The organism is Bradyrhizobium sp. JR4.3, from assembly GCF_040547695.1.
Taxonomy (GTDB): Bacteria; Pseudomonadota; Alphaproteobacteria; order Rhizobiales; family Xanthobacteraceae; genus Bradyrhizobium; species Bradyrhizobium canariense.
Map to the genome: position 1 here is coordinate 22,852 of NZ_JBEPQF010000014.1, position 14,604 is coordinate 37,455.

Here is a 14,604-nt window from a genome sequence, read left to right on the forward strand (position 1 = left end):
TCGTGCACAGAATCGAAGATGCCGCGTTTGATGTGACAATTCTCCGTCACCGCCAAAAATTTTTTACAAAAGCGTCACGCGCGCGACGCGCGGGCGAGTTTTCCAAATGCTTGGCGTCACTATGCCGATAAGTTGTTAGCGAGACATCGTTTTTTGAGTCTCGTTTCACAGGGTAACTCCATTGCGTCTCGCGATCCGGGGAAACTACGGTGTGCAGAACTCGCAGGCGCGCGAATTCAACTTGTGCCCACCTCGCAAGGACTTTTTGCACCGCGGTGGAAGTTTCCGCTGTTGCAAAACCATTCGCAGGTAAAACTACGGGCGCATCATGGTGCAAACGTCGCAATCCTCCGATCGAAGGTCGCTCGCAGCGTGACTACTTGCGTGAATATGACAGGCAACAAAAAAGCCCGGCGCGATGCCGGGCTGTTTGACGTGTGCGATGTGCGGCCGGATCGTCCGATCGAACGACGCGATCGGACGGCGTGCCAGAACGCTCGCGAGCTTACTTGGCGAGCTTGGCGATCTGCGCGGTGAGCCGCGAGACTTTGCGGCTGGCATTGTTCTTATGAATGATGTTTCGCTGCGCGGCGCGCATCAAGGCGGGCTCGGCATTCGCCAGCGCCGTCACGGCAGCGGCGCGGTCGCCGGTCTTGATTGCTTCTTCGACGTTACGCACGGCACCGCGCATCTGGGTGCGGCGCGACTTGTTGACGGCGGTGCGGCGGGCGATCTTGCGCGTCGCTTTCTTGGCGGAAGTGGTATTGGCCATGGTCTCAATGTCCTTTGCGGGTACCGGTCGCGTCTTGGTCGGGTAGCGCCGGCTTGCTTGACCGCGTAATCGACGCTCGGAATTAGGGTGTTCGGTTGCTAGGCTGTTCCCGGAACGTGAGCGACAGCCTTGCGGGCCGTCTCTGAGGCCCAGGGAGCCTCTCAGCCCAAGGAGCCTGCATCTGCTCAAAGAACAGCGGCGGCAGGATTGCGCCCGCCGCCAGTTGGCGCCCTTATAGAGAGGGTCTTTGGCACCGTCAACGCTTTCCCGGGCTGGACAAGCAGCCCCTTGAGGCAGGGATGAGTGCCGTAACGCCCTGAAGAGGTTGAATTTCTGCCGTCTCCCTTGTATTGGCTGGCGGCGTTCCGAGGGTCGTCCGATCGGACGACTATATAGGGTGAGGCATGATCCGCGGCTTTTTCCGACTGATTGGGCTGTTGCTGCTCGCCGGCGGGTTCATCTTCATGGTCTACGACGGCGCCCGCTGGGTGGCCGACCAGACCCTGCGGTTCACCCGCTTCGGCCAGTTCTGGAACGACATCAATCAGGCCAGCCAGACGGCATTCCGGACCTGGGTCGAGGCCAAGGCGCCCTGGCTCTGGACCTCGGTGATCCGGCTGGTGCTGGATCAGCCGGTTTTCGCCGTCCTCGGCATTCTCGGCATTCTCCTGATGATCCTGTTCCGCCCGCGTAAGCCGTTGATCGGCTATTCCCGGGATTGAGCTTTCAATTCCCGGGATTGAGCTTTCAATTCGCGCGACTGAAGCGGCCGCGCGCGGCGTAACAGGGCTGCCCCTTTGCGCGTAAAGACCTATATTCCCACCTGATCGCGAGCACGTCGCCTGAGCGCTTGGTTCATCGCCTTGGCTCAATAGCTTGTCCTCGGCGACGGACAGCTCGTTCCCGGAGATCCGTCCATGCTGTTCATGCGCAAGACCACCGCATTGCCGAGCGCCAATGAAGCGCTGCCGGGCCGTGCGCAAGCAATTCCGACCGCGACCACCCATTTCGTCAACGGCACGAAGTTGCAGCCGCCTTATCCCGCCGGCCTCGAGCAGGCGGTGTTCGGGCTCGGCTGCTTCTGGGGCGCCGAGCGCAAGTTCTGGGAGCTTGGCGACGGCGTTTACACCACCGCCGTCGGCTATGCCGGCGGCCACACGCCGAACCCGACCTATGAAGAGACCTGCTCGGGCCGCACCGGTCACACCGAAGTGGTGCTGGTCGTGTTCGATCCGACCAAGGTGTCCTACGAGAAGCTGTTGAAGACGTTCTGGGAGAGCCACAACCCGACGCAGGGCATGCGTCAGGGCAACGACGTCGGCACGCAGTACCGAAGCGCGATCTACACCTATTCAGACGCGCAGAAAAAAGCGGCCGATCAATCGAAGGCGCTCTATCAGAAAGCGCTTGCTGCAAAAGGTCTCGGCACCATCACCACCGAGATCGCACCCGCCGGCCAATTCTACTTTGCCGAGGACTATCATCAGCAATATCTGGCCAAGAATCCCGCCGGCTATTGCGGCCTTGGCGGCACCGGCGTGTCCTGCCCGATCGGCGTCGGTGTGAGCGCGTAAGCTAACGACCAAGGTGGTGCACCTCTCCCGCTTGCGAGAGAGGTCGGCGCATAGCGCCGGGTGAGGGTTCTATCCTCTGGGGGACTGTCCCTGCGCGGAGACACCCTCTCCCCAACCCTCTCCCGCAAGCGGGAGAGGGAGCGCACCTTGCCCCTTTGCTCACGCTGTTGTGGCGCCGCCCGCCCCCTCAACGCTTTATTAACCATAACCGGTGCATCACTGGATCTGTCTCGTTTCGAGGGATAAGTCCGGTGCCGGTTGCACGCGCGTTTCGATGGTCGATCTTGGCAGCGTCCCTGGCAGCGTCCGCCGCGCTTAGCCTTGGCGGCTGCATGCAGACCGCCGGCCCCGTCGCGGTGATGCAGCCGCGCGCCGATCTCGACTCCATGGCCTATGGCCAGCCCTATTACGCGCCTCAGCCGGTCGTCGTCGGCGACGGTGGCGGCGCCATCGGGGCGTTGCGCAATTCCTTTGCCTCTTCGCCCGCGCCCATGCCGGTCGGTTATGCCGCGCCGATGGCGGCGCCGGTCCGCTACGATTCCTCCTACCATCTCGACGCCGGCGACAGGCTGCGCGTCGTGGTCTACGGCCAGGAAGGTCTCACCAACAGCTACGCGATCGACGCCGGCGGTTCCATCACGATGCCGCTGATCGGCGGCGTGCCGGCACGCGGCCGCACGCCGGCGGGTCTGGCCGGCGAGATCGCCGCACGGCTGCGCAACGGCTACATCCGCGAGCCCTCGGTCGCCGTCGAGATCGAGGCCTATCGCCCGTTCTTCATTCTCGGCGAAGTCTCCGCGCCCGGCCAGTATCCGTACGTGCCGAACATGACGGTCGAAAGCGCCGTGGCAATCGCGGGCGGCTTCTCGCCACGCGCCAAGCGCGATGTGGTCACCGTCACGCATACCGAAGCCGGCGGCGCCATGCGCGCCGTGGTGCCGCTCGGCACCCCCTTGAGCCCCGGCGACACCGTGTTCGTCGGCGAGCGCTGGTTCTAGAGCGTTTTCGAGCGAAGTGGATACCGGTTCGCGTGAAGAAAACGCGTCAAAAAAGAATCTAGAGCCTCGGTTCTGATGCAATCAGAACCGAAGCTCTAGCTCACCTTCTGAAATCCAGCCGCCCGTTCGGAAAACATCCGTCGATGCGCGCGGCATCGACCACGCGCCCGATCCATGGCCGCGTGATCGCGGGATTGGTTAGGTTGATGTATTTCCCGACCAGGCGCGCGCCCTCGCGCGCAGCATCGATCAGCCCGTGCCGTCGGCCGTGATCCCAATCGAAGCGCAGATAGATGCGTCCGCCTGCGACCCGCACCTCCGCGCGCCCGTCTTTCCACGTCTCCGGCGTATCGCCGGCGATGGTCGGATCGGCGCCGCCATTCCAGCGGCTGGCCCACGGGCCTTCCAGAGGATCGGACGGCGCCTGAATGTCTGCCCAATGCGCCGCGTTGACGTCGGCCGCATCGCCCGAAAGTAAGGCGGTTGCGGCATAGTCCATGACCTCGCGATCGTCAGGACCGGGAACGTCCATGGTGCCGAACGGATTGCGGATGACGATGTTCGTATTGGCCTGCTGCATCACGATCTCCCGGCGTGAGTTGGCTTGATCAGCCAGCTCTATCGCCGCCCGGCAGGATGCAGCCACCCGATTCCTGCTCTCCGCCCTCGTCATTCCGGAGCGCGAGCCCGGAATGACGGTGGAGAGATCAGCCGCGCTATCGCAAATGCTTCGCGAAAAATTCCATGCTGCGCGGCCAGGCGATGTCGGCGCTGGCCTTGTCGTAGCTCGCCCGCTCGTCGCAATGGAAGCCGTGCTGCGCGCCCGGATAGACGAAGATTTCCACGTCCGGCCGCTTCGTCTTGATGGTCTCGACGTCGGTCAGGGGAATGCCGGCATCCTTTTCGCCAAAATGCAGCTGTGTCGGAACTTTTGGTGTTTCGTCTGCAAAGCGCACGACGGCGCCGCCGTAATAGCCGATCGCGGCCTTCAGGCCCGACAGCCGCGTCGCCGCGACGAAGGCGACGCTGCCGCCCAGGCAAAAGCCGATGATGCCGACCGGGCCGACGCTCTTCACCGCATCGATCGCGGCTTGCGTGTCGCGCAGCATCGCGTCCCAGTCGGGATTGGCGACGAATTTGCGCGCTTCGGCAATCTCGTCAGGCGTGTAGCCCGACTGGAAGCCCGGCGAGGTCCGGTCGAAGATCGACGGCGCGATCGCGACATAGCCTTCCCCGGCGAGGCGATCGCAGACCGAGCGGATGTGATGATTGACCCCGAAAATCTCCTGGATCACCACCACCGCGCCCTTCGGGGGGCCTGCGGGATCAGCGCGATAGGCGCCGAGCTGGAAATGATCGGAGGCGGTCAGTCTGATGTCTTGTCCCACGCGGGTTGTCCTTCTTGTTATTACGAACTCTAATCTCACCCCTCATCCTGAGGAGCGCGCCCTTCGCGCGCGTCTCGAAGGATAGAGGCCGAGATGCAGCAGCGGGGGCCTGCATGGTTCGAGACGGCGCTTCGCGCCTCCTCACCATGAGGATCACTCCCACATCCAGTTCTCGCCGTAATCCTCCTTCCATCCCGCCAGCCGGCCATGACGGAACTGCAGGAACAGGCGGTGACGGTTGGAGATCAGTCCGCTGCCGCCGATGTTGCGAAGCGCGAGATAGATCTCGTTGCCGGGGCGTCCGCGCACATATTGCAGAGGCTGGCCGAGGGCGCGCGCGGTTTGCCCTGCATCCATGCCGAAGGCGAGCGGCGTGTTGTTCGACAACGTCGCGACGAAGGGCAGGCGGGGCGGTGTCCCGCCGAATTGCTCGGCCTGCGCGGATACCGACAGCAACACCGCGCCCGCAGCCAATATCGCTCGCTTCATTGCCTGTGTTCCCGTCCGATCGACCTATTCCGGCAAGTTCTTCAGGAAAGGCAGCACCGCGTCAACAAAAGCCTGTGGCTGGTCGATGTTGACGGCGTGTCCGGCGGCGGGGATCACGACCTTTTGTGCGCCGGGAATTTTCGCGGCCATGTAGTCCGACGCGGCGAGGAACGGTGTGTCGTCGGCGCCGACCACGATCAGGCTGGGCACCTTGATCTCCGGCAGCAGCTCGATCACCTTCGCATCGCGCTGGGTCAGCATGCCGCGTGCGGCGAGCGCCAATCCCCTGGCATTGCGATGGCTCGCGGTGGCGCGCTCGCGCGTTGCGGCCTTCAGCACGTCGAGCCCTTCGCGATCGAGCTTGTCGGCGGTGGCGAGCGCACGCGCGTTCCAGGCCTCGCGTGCGTCGTCCTTCTTGAAGCCCGGTCCGGTGTCGATGATCAGCAGCGCGCGGACGCGCTTCGGATGCGCGCGAACAAAGGCGAGCGACATGTAGCCGCCGAGCGAGAGCCCGCCGATGATGGCGCGCTCAGTGCCGACCGCATCGAGGATCGCGGCGATGTCGCCGACCGTGAGCGCTTCGCTGTAGGCGTTGGGATCGTCGGGATAATCGGACTGGCCGTGACCGCGCATGTCCCACAAGATCAGCTTGTGATCCCTGGCAAGCGCCTCGACCTGCCCATGCCACATCGCCGAGGTCGATGAGTAACCGTGAGTCAGCAGCAGCGGCGGGCCTTCGCCATGGATCTCGTAATAGATTCCGACGCCGTCTCGATCGATCCTCGGCATTGTTTCCACCCTTTTTGTTTTCTTATTCTCTCTCACGACGCCGAAGCCGTGAAGGGCGTGATGAAGACGTAAGGCTAGCGTGCTGAACAAGATGATCCGCCGGAGGTCAACCTCCGGCGGATTAGTTTGCATTTTCAGGCGGCCATGACGGAGAAATTCCCCTTTGTCATCAATGCCCCGCCTACTGTGCATGGGGTTGTTTTCGCCCTTTTTGCGCCATTCCTGCCATGGAACCCGAGGTCCCTAAAATTGTCCCCAATTCCGGAAGGCTCCATTGAGCACGCCTCTTAAGGGCCGGAGAACCTGATCCGGCTTAGGCTTTCGCCCGAAACACGCCCGTGCTCTTGGGGAAGCCATGAACGCCTCAGCCAAACCCGCCGCCAAACGCCGGCTCCTGCTCGCCTCCGACCGGAGCGACGAGAGCAGCGAACTCGCCAGCATCCTCAAGGCCGTCGGCGACGTTGCGACAGTGACGACGCAGGAACTCCCCGAGCAGCCCTCGCGCGATCTCTCCGGCCTCGTGGTCGACATCAATCTGCGCTCGCCCGAGAGCGTGCAACGGGTGCGCAACAAGCTGCGAGGCGATGCCTATCGTTCGATGCCTCGTCTGTTCGTGCTTGCGGACGCTCTGCATCACGGCACCATGCAGGCCTGGGCGCTGGGCGCCACCGACACCATCTCGCGGCCGCTTCAGCCCGAGGACATCCTGCAGCGCATCCGCGCAGCCTTCCCCGACACCGCCGTCTATGACGCGACCGATCGCGGCAAGACGCTCAACCGCGGCGTCGAGGCTGCGCATGCGGTGCTGAAGAAGATGTTCGAGAAGCTGCCGCTCGGCGTGCCTCTCACCTTCGACGACGTCATCGCCGCCGAGAGCAAGATCCTGAAGGCGATCAAGCACTCCTCGCTGCGCGAGTGGCTCACCACGGTGGGCTGCCACCATGTCGGCAGCTATCGGCACTGCCTGTTCGTGACCGGATTTGCGGTCTCCTTTGCCCAGCATCTCGGCATGCGCGAGGACGACCAGCGCCGGCTGACTCGTGCCGCGCTGCTGCACGACGTCGGCAAGGCCTTCGTTCCCTCCGCGCTGCTCGACAAGCCCGGCAAGCTCACCGACGAGGAGATGGCCGAAGTCCGCCAGCATCCGCGCCGCGGCTATGACGCGCTCGCAGCTCAAGGCGGCTTCCCGCCGGAGATGCTGGACGTTGTGCTGCATCACCACGAATTCCTCGACGGCTCCGGCTATCCCAACAATCTCTCGTCGAACCAGATCAGCGATATCGTGCGGGTCACGACCATCGTCGACATCTACGCGGCACTCGTGGAGAAGCGCGCCTATCGCATGCCCTTCACCCACTCGCGCGCGTTCACGATGATGGAAGGCATGAGCGGCAAGCTGGACCAGCAGCTATTGCAGGCGTTCCGCCCGGTGGCGCTGGGGTCGTTCTGAGCTCCCGTGTCGTAGCCGTAGGGTGGGTTAGCGTAGCGTAACCCACCATGCTTCCACATTTGCCGGACGAAGCTGGTGGGTTACGCCTTCGGCTAACCCACCCTACTTTACGCCTCACCCCACCATCTTCCTCAGCTCCGCCTTCGCCACCTTCTCCAGCGTCGAGCGCGGCATGTCGTCGACAAAGCGGATCTCGCGCGGCACCTTGAAATCGGCGAGGCTCTTGCGGCAGGCAGCCATCACGTTGTCATGCAGATCGGGCCGCGCAGCGGTGACGCCGCCCTGCGGGATGATGAAGACGACCGGCACCTCGTCCAGCATCGGATGCGTCTTCGCCACCACGGCGGCCTCGCGCACGCCGGGGACCATTGCGATCACCTGCTCGATCTCGGACGCCGCGACGTTCTCGCCGCCGACCTTGAGCATGTCCTTGCTGCGATCCCCGAAGCGAATATAGCCGTTCTCCAGCCGCACCACGCGATCACCGGTGAGGAAGAAGCCGTGCTCGTCAAAGCTCTCGCGCGTCGCCTTCTCGTTGTGCAGATATTCGGCGAACAACGACAGGCCGATAATGCCCTTGATCGAGAGGTTGCCGGTGTCGCCGACCTCGGTCGCCCGTCCGTCATCGTCGGTGATGCGGATCTGGTATTCGCTCGCGGCGCGGCCGATCGACATCGGGATGTTGGGCTGGTCGATCTCGCCGACGATGCCGTGGGTGATGGTCTCTGTCATGCCCCACCAGCCGATGATCTTGACGCCGAAGGCGGCGAAGGCCGGCGGTTCGTTGATCGCGGTGCCCCACAGACGGAATTTGTGATCGGGCGGGACCTCCTGCTCGAGCAGTGCCTTCATGCAGAACGGGATCGTCGAGGTCCAGGTCGACCCGTGCTCGCGCGCGGCGCGCCAGAACCGGCTGGCGGAAAAGCGCGGCTGGATCACGCAGGTGGCACCGACCCATAGCGTCGCCAGCATCGAATAGGCCAGCGCGTTGGTGTGGAACAGCGGCAGATAGGCCTGATGCACGTCGCTTGCGTGCAGGTCCTCGTGCGCGGCGTTGATCTTGGCGCCCCACAGTGCGTTGGCGTGGGTCCACAGCACCGCCTTGGGGCGCGATGTCGTGCCCGAGGTGTATTGCACGCTGCACGGCGCGAGCGGATCGGTCGCACGCCTGGGACGGTCGGCGCTGTCGGCGAACAGCGATTCGAAACTATCGCCGCGCGAGCTCGCTTGCGCGGGCGCCGCGCCCGCATCGTGCGAGGTCACCGCTATCCAGCGGATGTTGCGGCAGTTCTGCGCGACGATCTCGGCATAGGCCGGCTGCGTGATCGCGGCGACTGCGCCGCAATGATCGGCAAAATAGTCGAGCTCGGCCGGCGCCGAGCGCGTGTTGGTGGTCACCGCGATGGCGCCGAGTTCGACACAGGCGAACCAGGCCAGCAGCGCCTCCATGCAATTGTCGAGGTGAATGAGCACATACTCGCCCGGCTTGACGCCGCGCTTCGCCAGTCCCGCCGCGAGCGCGCCGACCCGCTCGTGAAACTCGCCATAGCTCCAGCGCCGCGCGGGCGCGTCGAACGGCGCCCAGATCAGGAACGGATGCGAGTTGCGCACTTCGGCCCGCATCTTCAGCAGCCAGGGCACGTCGAGCCCGTCGAATGGGCCGACGATTCCGGCGGCGGCTTGCGAATTCGGCATATGTCCTCCCGTGCAGCCTGCATCTTGCTCGCGGCTGCGTTTTGATGATTGCGTCTTCCTGCTCTTTCGGCCGTCTTGCGAGCGTAGCGAAGCAATCCAGAATCCCTCCCCGGAGAGAGTCTGGATTGCTTCGTCGCAAGGGCTCCTTGCAATGACGGTGCGTGGGGCAGGCGGCTTGGCCTTACCGGCCGCCGTCCTCGTATGACGAAATTTCGATCAGGCTGCCATCCGGAACCCTGCAATAGACCGAGCGCAGCGTGCCGCGGGCGCCCTGCTTGAGAACCGGGCCTTGTTCGATCGCGACGCCATGTGCCTTCAAATGCGTCACCACCTCGTCGGGGCTTGCTGAGGTGAGGAAGCACAGATCCTCGCTGCCGGCGGTCTGGTGGTCCGCGGTGAACCACACCACCTTGTCGGCATCGCGCGGCCGGACGTTGATCTTCTGGTTACCGAATTGAAGAGAAGTCCGCGGCGCTTTGCCGCCGCCGGGGTCGAACACCTTGACTTCCATGCCGAGAATCTTGCCGTACCACTCGGCGGTCACTGCGACGTCCGCGACATTGATCACGAGATGATCGAGGGCTTCGACCTTGATCGCCATGCCTTATCCTTTCGTCGTGATGCGCCCCGTGCACTTTCCGCCTGCGGCAAGCTTTGTTACAACCGCGCCGACGCCATTTTCAAGCTATCTGGCTTCAAGAACAACACGTTGGGAGAACCCTTGAAATGATCACTCGCCGTACCGCGCTGAGCCTGCTCGCCGCCAGTCCGCTTGCAGCCAGCCCGCTGTCGAAGGCCCTTGCCGCCGATTACCCGACCCACCCGGTGAAATGGGTGGTCGGCTATCCGCCGGGCGGGGCCACCGACATCCTGGCGCGGCTGATCGGTCAGCGGCTGTCGGAGAAGTTCGGCCAGCAATTCGTGATCGAGAACAAGCCGGGTGCCGGCAACAATATCGCGACCGAATCGGTCGTCAACGCCGAGCCCGACGGCTACACGTTGCAACTGGTCAATCCGGCCAATTACATCAACGCCTCGCTCTACACCAACCTGAAGTTCAACTTCGTGCGCGACATCGCGCCGGTCGCCTCGTTCCAGCGCGTGCCGAACGTGATGACCGTCAACAAGGACGTGCCGGCCAAGACCGTCGCCGAGTTCATCGACTACGTGAAGGCCAATCCCGGCAAGGTCAACATGGCCTCCTCGGGCAACGGCACCTCGGTGCATCTGTCCGGCGAGATGTTCATGGCGCTGACGGGCTGCAAGATGCAGCACGTGCCCTATCGCGGCGCCGCGCCCGCGATCACCGACATGCTCGGCGGCCAGGTGCAGGTGATCTTCGACAACATGCCCTCGATCATCCAGCACATCCGGTCCGGCTCGCTCCGTGCCATCGGCGTCACCACGGCGGAGCGCTCGCCGCAGCTGCCCGACGTGCCGGCGATCGGCGAGACCGTGAAGGATTACGAGGCGAGCGCGCTGTTCGGCATGGGGGCACCGAAGAACACGCCCAAGGAGATCGTTGCCAAGCTCAACAGCGAGATCAACACGCTGATAAAGGAGCCGGATATGGCCAAACGCCTGGTCGAGCTCGGCGGCGAGCCGCGGGCACAGACGCCCGAGGCGTTCGGCGAGGAGATCAAGGCCGAGACCGAGAAATGGAAGAAGGTCGTCGAGTTCGCCGGCCTGAAGGTCGAGTAGCGATCTTGTGATGTCCGTGATTGGAGCCCTGCCCGTTCGGCAGGGCTTTTTTCTTGCGTATCAAGGTTTCTTGCGTGTCAGCGCCAGTCGATCTGGAATAAAACGGCGTGGCGAAACCTGATGTTATATGGCGCGTATCTCGCGCTATGAGGAGAGGAGTTGGGATCATGCGCAAGACGCAATTGGCACTGCTGGGCCTCGGCGCGACACTCCTTGCCGGCTTCTCCGCCGTCACGCCGGCAGCGGCGCACGACTATCCCTGGTGTGCCCAGGGCGGCGGGTACGAGTATCCCGGCGATTGCACCTACAGCACCTATGGACAATGTCAGGCCAGTGTGTCGGGCCGGCTCATGGCCTGCGGGCCCAACCCGCTCGTCGCCTACGGTCAATCGTCCCTGCCGCAACCGCGGCAGTCGCGGCGCACGCGGCCCGTGGCGCCGTATTAAGGAACTCTCGGTTTGACTGGTAGCCCGGATCGCGTTCGCGCCATCCGCGGCCGCGCAGACGCCGCCTGCCTTGCCGCTACCGCTTCGCCTCAGCCTGCTCCGTGCCGTTGCACGAGATCAGCATCGTATACGGCCGCGCGTTGCCAGCGATGTCGGTGGTCTTGATCTCGCCCTTCGGCTCGGCAGTCTGGTAGGGCACCACGGAGTTGTCGAGGAAGTCGCGCAGCGCGCCGGTCTTGATCGCGAAGTTGATGTTCTCGGGGATGTTGCCGGTCGCAGCGGCGATGCGCAATGCGGGGATCTTTGCGGTAACCACGCCCACGATCTGCCCGGTGGTGTCGAACAGCGGGCCGCCGCTATTGCCGGGCTGCACCGGCGCGCTGATTTGCAGGAAACGCGAATCGTTGCGCAAGCCGCTGAGCGAGCTCACGATCCCGGTCGTCACGGTGAAGTCCGAGGTCAGCAATCCATGGAACGGAAAGCCGATCGCGACGACGGAATCGCCGGAGCGGATCGAGCGGTCGCGGATCCGGGCGAACTCCTTGAAAGTGGTCGTCGACGGCGCCTGCAGCAACGCGAGATCGTTGTTGGCGTCGCTCGACACCAGGCGCAAAACCATCCCGGCTTCGCCCGTGAGATTGCCTTTGATGTCGCCGACGCAGCCATTGATCACATGGTTATTGGTGACGACGTGTCCGCTGGCACTCACGACAAAGCCGGTGCCGCTCTTGGCTTTGGCGGACTTGCTGGCCGGCGGTGATGCTTGCTTGTCGGGCGCCTGCGGCTTTGCCGCGATCTTCGTAAAGTCTCCGGCCTTGTCCAGCCCGTCGGCTTTCACCTTGGTGACGCAATTGGCCAGTGCAGCAATCACGGGCCCGGCCGAGGTCAGGTCGAAATTCAGGACGGTGCGGCCGCTCGTCGCGACCATGAGGCTCGCCTTCTGAAACGTTCCTACCACGTTCGCAGGCATGACGGAGCTGAGCATGTTCGTCTGGTTGGCCGTGGCGAACAGTCTGGCCTGCTCCTGTCCGTCAAAGATGACGTCGATCGCGGTGTTCTCGCCCTTGGTGAAGCGGTAGCTGGGACTAGCAAAGCTCAATATCCACGAGCCCCCCGTATTCTGGCCGACCACGAGAATGACGCCGTTGGCATAAGGCGCCGTCGCGGCACAATGCGAGAAGGCTCCTGTTTCGTCATTGCTGAACGCGCCGCCGACCCAGTTGCCGATTTTGACGCTGCCGAACGGCCCGGCCGCATGCGCTGCGATGACGACGCTCAGCTGCAATAAAGACGCAACGATGAATGATTTAAGCCACATACTTTTCCCCCAGAACGCATTCGCGTGCATCTTATCTGTGGGAGGAGGTGTCGCGCAACCGACAGTTGTCTGGCGAGGGGCCAGTATTAAGAGACGACGTTCGGGCTTGCCTTTACTTTGCGATCCGATATACTTTGCGGTACAAAGCACCGGCATTGATAGTCTCGGCAAGTATGGGCGGTACGAGGTTTTGGCGTTGCCAATGCGCGATCTCGACAAGGCACTGGCCGACATTGTGGCGATCCGCAGCCAGATTGCGGCCGGCACGGCATTCCGCGGCTACGGCCCGGCGACGATGGCTGCGACCGGCGCGGTCGCGCTTCTCACCGCGATCCTGCAATTCTGGCTGCTCAGCGATCCCACCGGCGAGCCGCTCGGCTTCTTCTTCGGCTGGTTCATTGCCGCCGCACTCTCCGGCCTGATCATCGGCATCGAGATGCGCGCGCGTTCGCGCCGCCATCATTCGGGACTCGCCGATGCCATGATCCACCAGGCCGTCGAGCAGTTCCTGCCCGCAGGCGTTGCCGGTGTGCTGCTTGCGGTGGTGATGTGGAAGTTCGCGGGCGAAACGCTGTGGCTGCTGCCAGGCTTGTGGCAGATCCTGGTGTCGCTCGGCATTTTCGCCTCGGTCCGCTCGCTGCCGCGCACCGTGGCGCTCGCCGGCGCATGGTATTTCATGTCCGGTTTTGCGGTGGTGGTGCTCGCGAGCCAAACCCATACGCTGTCGCCATGGACCATGGGCCTGCCCTTCGTAATCGGGCAGTCGGTGATGGCGGGCATTCTGCATTTCGCATCCGGAGACCATGATGTCGAAGACTGATAGCGCACCCTTCTCGTATGAAGGACTGGACCGCGTGATCCACGAGAAGGCGAGGCTCGGACTTCTGACCTCGCTGATGGCGCATCCGAAGGGTCTGGCGTTCGCCGATCTCAAGCAGCTCTGCGGCCTCACCGACGGCAATCTCAGCCGACATCTCGCCGTGCTCCAGGAAGCCGGCCTCGTCGAGGTGACCAAGGGCTATGAGGGCAATCGCCCGCACACGACCTGCCGCCTGACCAAGGCCGGCCGCCGCCGCTTCCTCGACTATCTCGCCGTGCTCGAACGCCTGGTGCGCGACGCCGCCAAGGCTGCCGGCCGCGAAGCGGCACCGCTCGGCCGCCTCGGTATCGTCTCGACCTGATCCTCCCCCTTTTTTGACCGGAGACTTTGCAATGCAAAGTGACCTTGTGTTCCGCAACGAGAAGCTTCACGTCGGCATCATCATGGACGGCAACGGCAGATGGGCGACGCGGCGCGGCCTGTCGCGCCTGCGCGGCCATGAGGCCGGCGTCGAGACGATCCGCCGCATCGTCGAAGCCGCGCCCAAGCAGGGCATCGGCACGCTGACGCTCTACGCCTTCTCCACCGACAATTGGCGGAGGCCGAAGGCCGAGGTCGCCGCGCTGATGACGCTTCTGCGCTTCTATCTCGCCAACGAGGTGCAGAGCCTGGTCAAGAACGGCGTTCGCCTCACCGTGATCGGCCGTCGCGACCGCTTGCCCGACGGCATTGCCAATGCGATTTCGCGTGCGGAAGATGCCACCGCGCACGGAAGCTCGCTTCATTTGCGCATCGCCGTCGACTATTCCGCGCGCGATGCCATCCTCAACGCGGCGGCAAAGGCGGCGGCGCTGACGAGTCTCACCCGCGAGGCGTTTTCGCAGCTCGTCACCGGCGAGGCGGGTTTGCGCGACGTCGACCTCATCATCCGCACCTCGGGTGAGAAACGGCTGTCGGACTTCCTGCTCTGGGAAGGTGCCTATGCCGAGCTGCACTTCACCGAGCGGATGTGGCCCGAATTCGACGCGGGCGATCTCGCCGCGGCCCTGGCCTCCTTCCACGGCCGCGAGCGTCGCTTCGGCGGCCTGCAGGCGATCGTGCCGGAGGAGGTGCCTTCACTCTCTCGCGTGTGACGCTCGGCACCGAGGAACGAACTGTTCGTTT

17 protein-coding genes are annotated in these 14,604 nt (G+C 63.7%); 9 read left to right on the forward strand and 8 right to left on the reverse strand.

Features of this window, described 5'->3' with window-relative positions; genetic code table 11:
* Positions 1 to 505: 505 nt before the first annotated feature.
* Positions 506 to 772: a 30S ribosomal protein S20 gene (rpsT, locus tag ABIB91_RS22045; protein ID WP_007598259.1), complete on the reverse strand. Its 267-nt coding sequence runs from the start codon at positions 770 to 772 to the stop codon at positions 506 to 508.
* 404 nt (positions 773 to 1,176) lie between these two features.
* Between rpsT and ABIB91_RS22050 the strand changes: the two genes are divergently transcribed.
* The 3 genes from ABIB91_RS22050 to ABIB91_RS22060 all read left to right on the forward strand — a co-directional run bounded on the left by ABIB91_RS22050 (position 1,177) and on the right by ABIB91_RS22060 (position 3,344).
* Complete coding sequence (locus ABIB91_RS22050; RefSeq protein WP_007616084.1) at positions 1,177 to 1,494, forward strand: hypothetical protein; 318 nt, start codon at positions 1,177 to 1,179, stop codon at positions 1,492 to 1,494.
* Between the two features lie 195 nt (positions 1,495 to 1,689).
* Complete coding sequence (msrA, locus tag ABIB91_RS22055; protein ID WP_007598255.1) at positions 1,690 to 2,346, forward strand: peptide-methionine (S)-S-oxide reductase MsrA; 657 nt, start codon at positions 1,690 to 1,692, stop codon at positions 2,344 to 2,346.
* Positions 2,347 to 2,597: 251 nt separating this feature from the next.
* On the forward strand, positions 2,598 to 3,344 hold the full coding sequence (locus tag ABIB91_RS22060; protein WP_219679892.1) for a polysaccharide biosynthesis/export family protein: 747 nt from the start codon (positions 2,598 to 2,600) through the stop codon (positions 3,342 to 3,344).
* A 100-nt stretch (positions 3,345 to 3,444) separates the two neighbouring features.
* Here ABIB91_RS22060 and ABIB91_RS22065 read toward each other — a convergent pair whose 3' ends face one another.
* The 4 genes from ABIB91_RS22065 to ABIB91_RS22080 form a co-directional block, all read right to left on the reverse strand.
* Positions 3,445 to 3,924: a hypothetical protein gene (locus tag ABIB91_RS22065; protein ID WP_007598251.1), complete on the reverse strand. Its 480-nt coding sequence runs from the start codon at positions 3,922 to 3,924 to the stop codon at positions 3,445 to 3,447.
* A gap of 136 nt (positions 3,925 to 4,060) precedes the next feature.
* Complete coding sequence (locus ABIB91_RS22070) at positions 4,061 to 4,732, reverse strand: dienelactone hydrolase family protein (protein WP_354166028.1); 672 nt, start codon at positions 4,730 to 4,732, stop codon at positions 4,061 to 4,063.
* A gap of 153 nt (positions 4,733 to 4,885) precedes the next feature.
* Positions 4,886 to 5,221 (reverse strand): hypothetical protein, encoded by a 336-nt coding sequence (locus ABIB91_RS22075; RefSeq protein WP_354166035.1) that lies wholly within the window; start codon positions 5,219 to 5,221, stop codon positions 4,886 to 4,888.
* Between the two features lie 24 nt (positions 5,222 to 5,245).
* Complete coding sequence (locus ABIB91_RS22080) at positions 5,246 to 6,010, reverse strand: alpha/beta fold hydrolase (protein ID WP_354166040.1); 765 nt, start codon at positions 6,008 to 6,010, stop codon at positions 5,246 to 5,248.
* A gap of 355 nt (positions 6,011 to 6,365) precedes the next feature.
* On the opposite strand from ABIB91_RS22080, the gene ABIB91_RS22085 reads away from it, so the two are divergent.
* Positions 6,366 to 7,460 (forward strand): HD-GYP domain-containing protein, encoded by a 1,095-nt coding sequence (locus ABIB91_RS22085; RefSeq protein WP_007598238.1) that lies wholly within the window; start codon positions 6,366 to 6,368, stop codon positions 7,458 to 7,460.
* 114 nt (positions 7,461 to 7,574) lie between these two features.
* Here the strand turns inward: ABIB91_RS22085 and ABIB91_RS22090 are convergent, their stop codons facing one another.
* Together ABIB91_RS22090 and ABIB91_RS22095 are read right to left on the reverse strand one after the other, a co-directional pair.
* Positions 7,575 to 9,155 carry an AMP-binding protein gene (locus ABIB91_RS22090; protein WP_354166052.1) on the reverse strand — a complete coding sequence of 527 codons (1,581 nt, stop codon included), beginning with the start codon at positions 9,153 to 9,155 and terminating at the stop codon, positions 7,575 to 7,577.
* Between the two features lie 181 nt (positions 9,156 to 9,336).
* On the reverse strand, positions 9,337 to 9,756 hold the full coding sequence (locus tag ABIB91_RS22095) for a VOC family protein (RefSeq protein WP_354166061.1): 420 nt from the start codon (positions 9,754 to 9,756) through the stop codon (positions 9,337 to 9,339).
* A gap of 125 nt (positions 9,757 to 9,881) precedes the next feature.
* Here ABIB91_RS22095 and ABIB91_RS22100 point away from each other — a divergent pair, with 125 nt between their 5' ends.
* Both ABIB91_RS22100 and ABIB91_RS22105 read left to right on the forward strand, forming a co-directional pair.
* On the forward strand, positions 9,882 to 10,856 hold the full coding sequence (locus ABIB91_RS22100; protein WP_354166068.1) for a Bug family tripartite tricarboxylate transporter substrate binding protein: 975 nt from the start codon (positions 9,882 to 9,884) through the stop codon (positions 10,854 to 10,856).
* A gap of 167 nt (positions 10,857 to 11,023) precedes the next feature.
* Complete coding sequence (locus tag ABIB91_RS22105; RefSeq protein ID WP_007598233.1) at positions 11,024 to 11,302, forward strand: DUF3551 domain-containing protein; 279 nt, start codon at positions 11,024 to 11,026, stop codon at positions 11,300 to 11,302.
* Positions 11,303 to 11,378: 76 nt separating this feature from the next.
* Here the strand turns inward: ABIB91_RS22105 and ABIB91_RS22110 are convergent, their stop codons facing one another.
* The gene (locus ABIB91_RS22110) at positions 11,379 to 12,620 is read right to left on the reverse strand and encodes a S1C family serine protease (protein ID WP_354166079.1); all 1,242 of its coding nucleotides are present in this window, start codon (positions 12,618 to 12,620) and stop codon (positions 11,379 to 11,381) included.
* 202 nt (positions 12,621 to 12,822) lie between these two features.
* Between ABIB91_RS22110 and ABIB91_RS22115 the strand changes: the two genes are divergently transcribed.
* Genes ABIB91_RS22115 through ABIB91_RS22125 form a run of 3 tightly spaced genes read left to right on the forward strand, consistent with a single transcriptional unit; the run spans position 12,823 to position 14,573 of the window.
* A complete protein-coding gene (locus tag ABIB91_RS22115) occupies positions 12,823 to 13,440 on the forward strand; it encodes a hypothetical protein (RefSeq protein WP_354166086.1) in 618 nt (205 codons plus the stop codon).
* Positions 13,427 to 13,801 carry a winged helix-turn-helix domain-containing protein gene (locus tag ABIB91_RS22120; protein WP_007598229.1) on the forward strand — a complete coding sequence of 125 codons (375 nt, stop codon included), beginning with the start codon at positions 13,427 to 13,429 and terminating at the stop codon, positions 13,799 to 13,801. The genes ABIB91_RS22115 and ABIB91_RS22120 overlap by 14 nt, the downstream gene beginning before the upstream one ends.
* 31 nt (positions 13,802 to 13,832) lie before the next feature.
* Positions 13,833 to 14,573 carry a di-trans,poly-cis-decaprenylcistransferase gene (locus ABIB91_RS22125; protein WP_354166097.1) on the forward strand — a complete coding sequence of 247 codons (741 nt, stop codon included), beginning with the start codon at positions 13,833 to 13,835 and terminating at the stop codon, positions 14,571 to 14,573.
* Positions 14,574 to 14,604 lie beyond the last annotated feature (31 nt).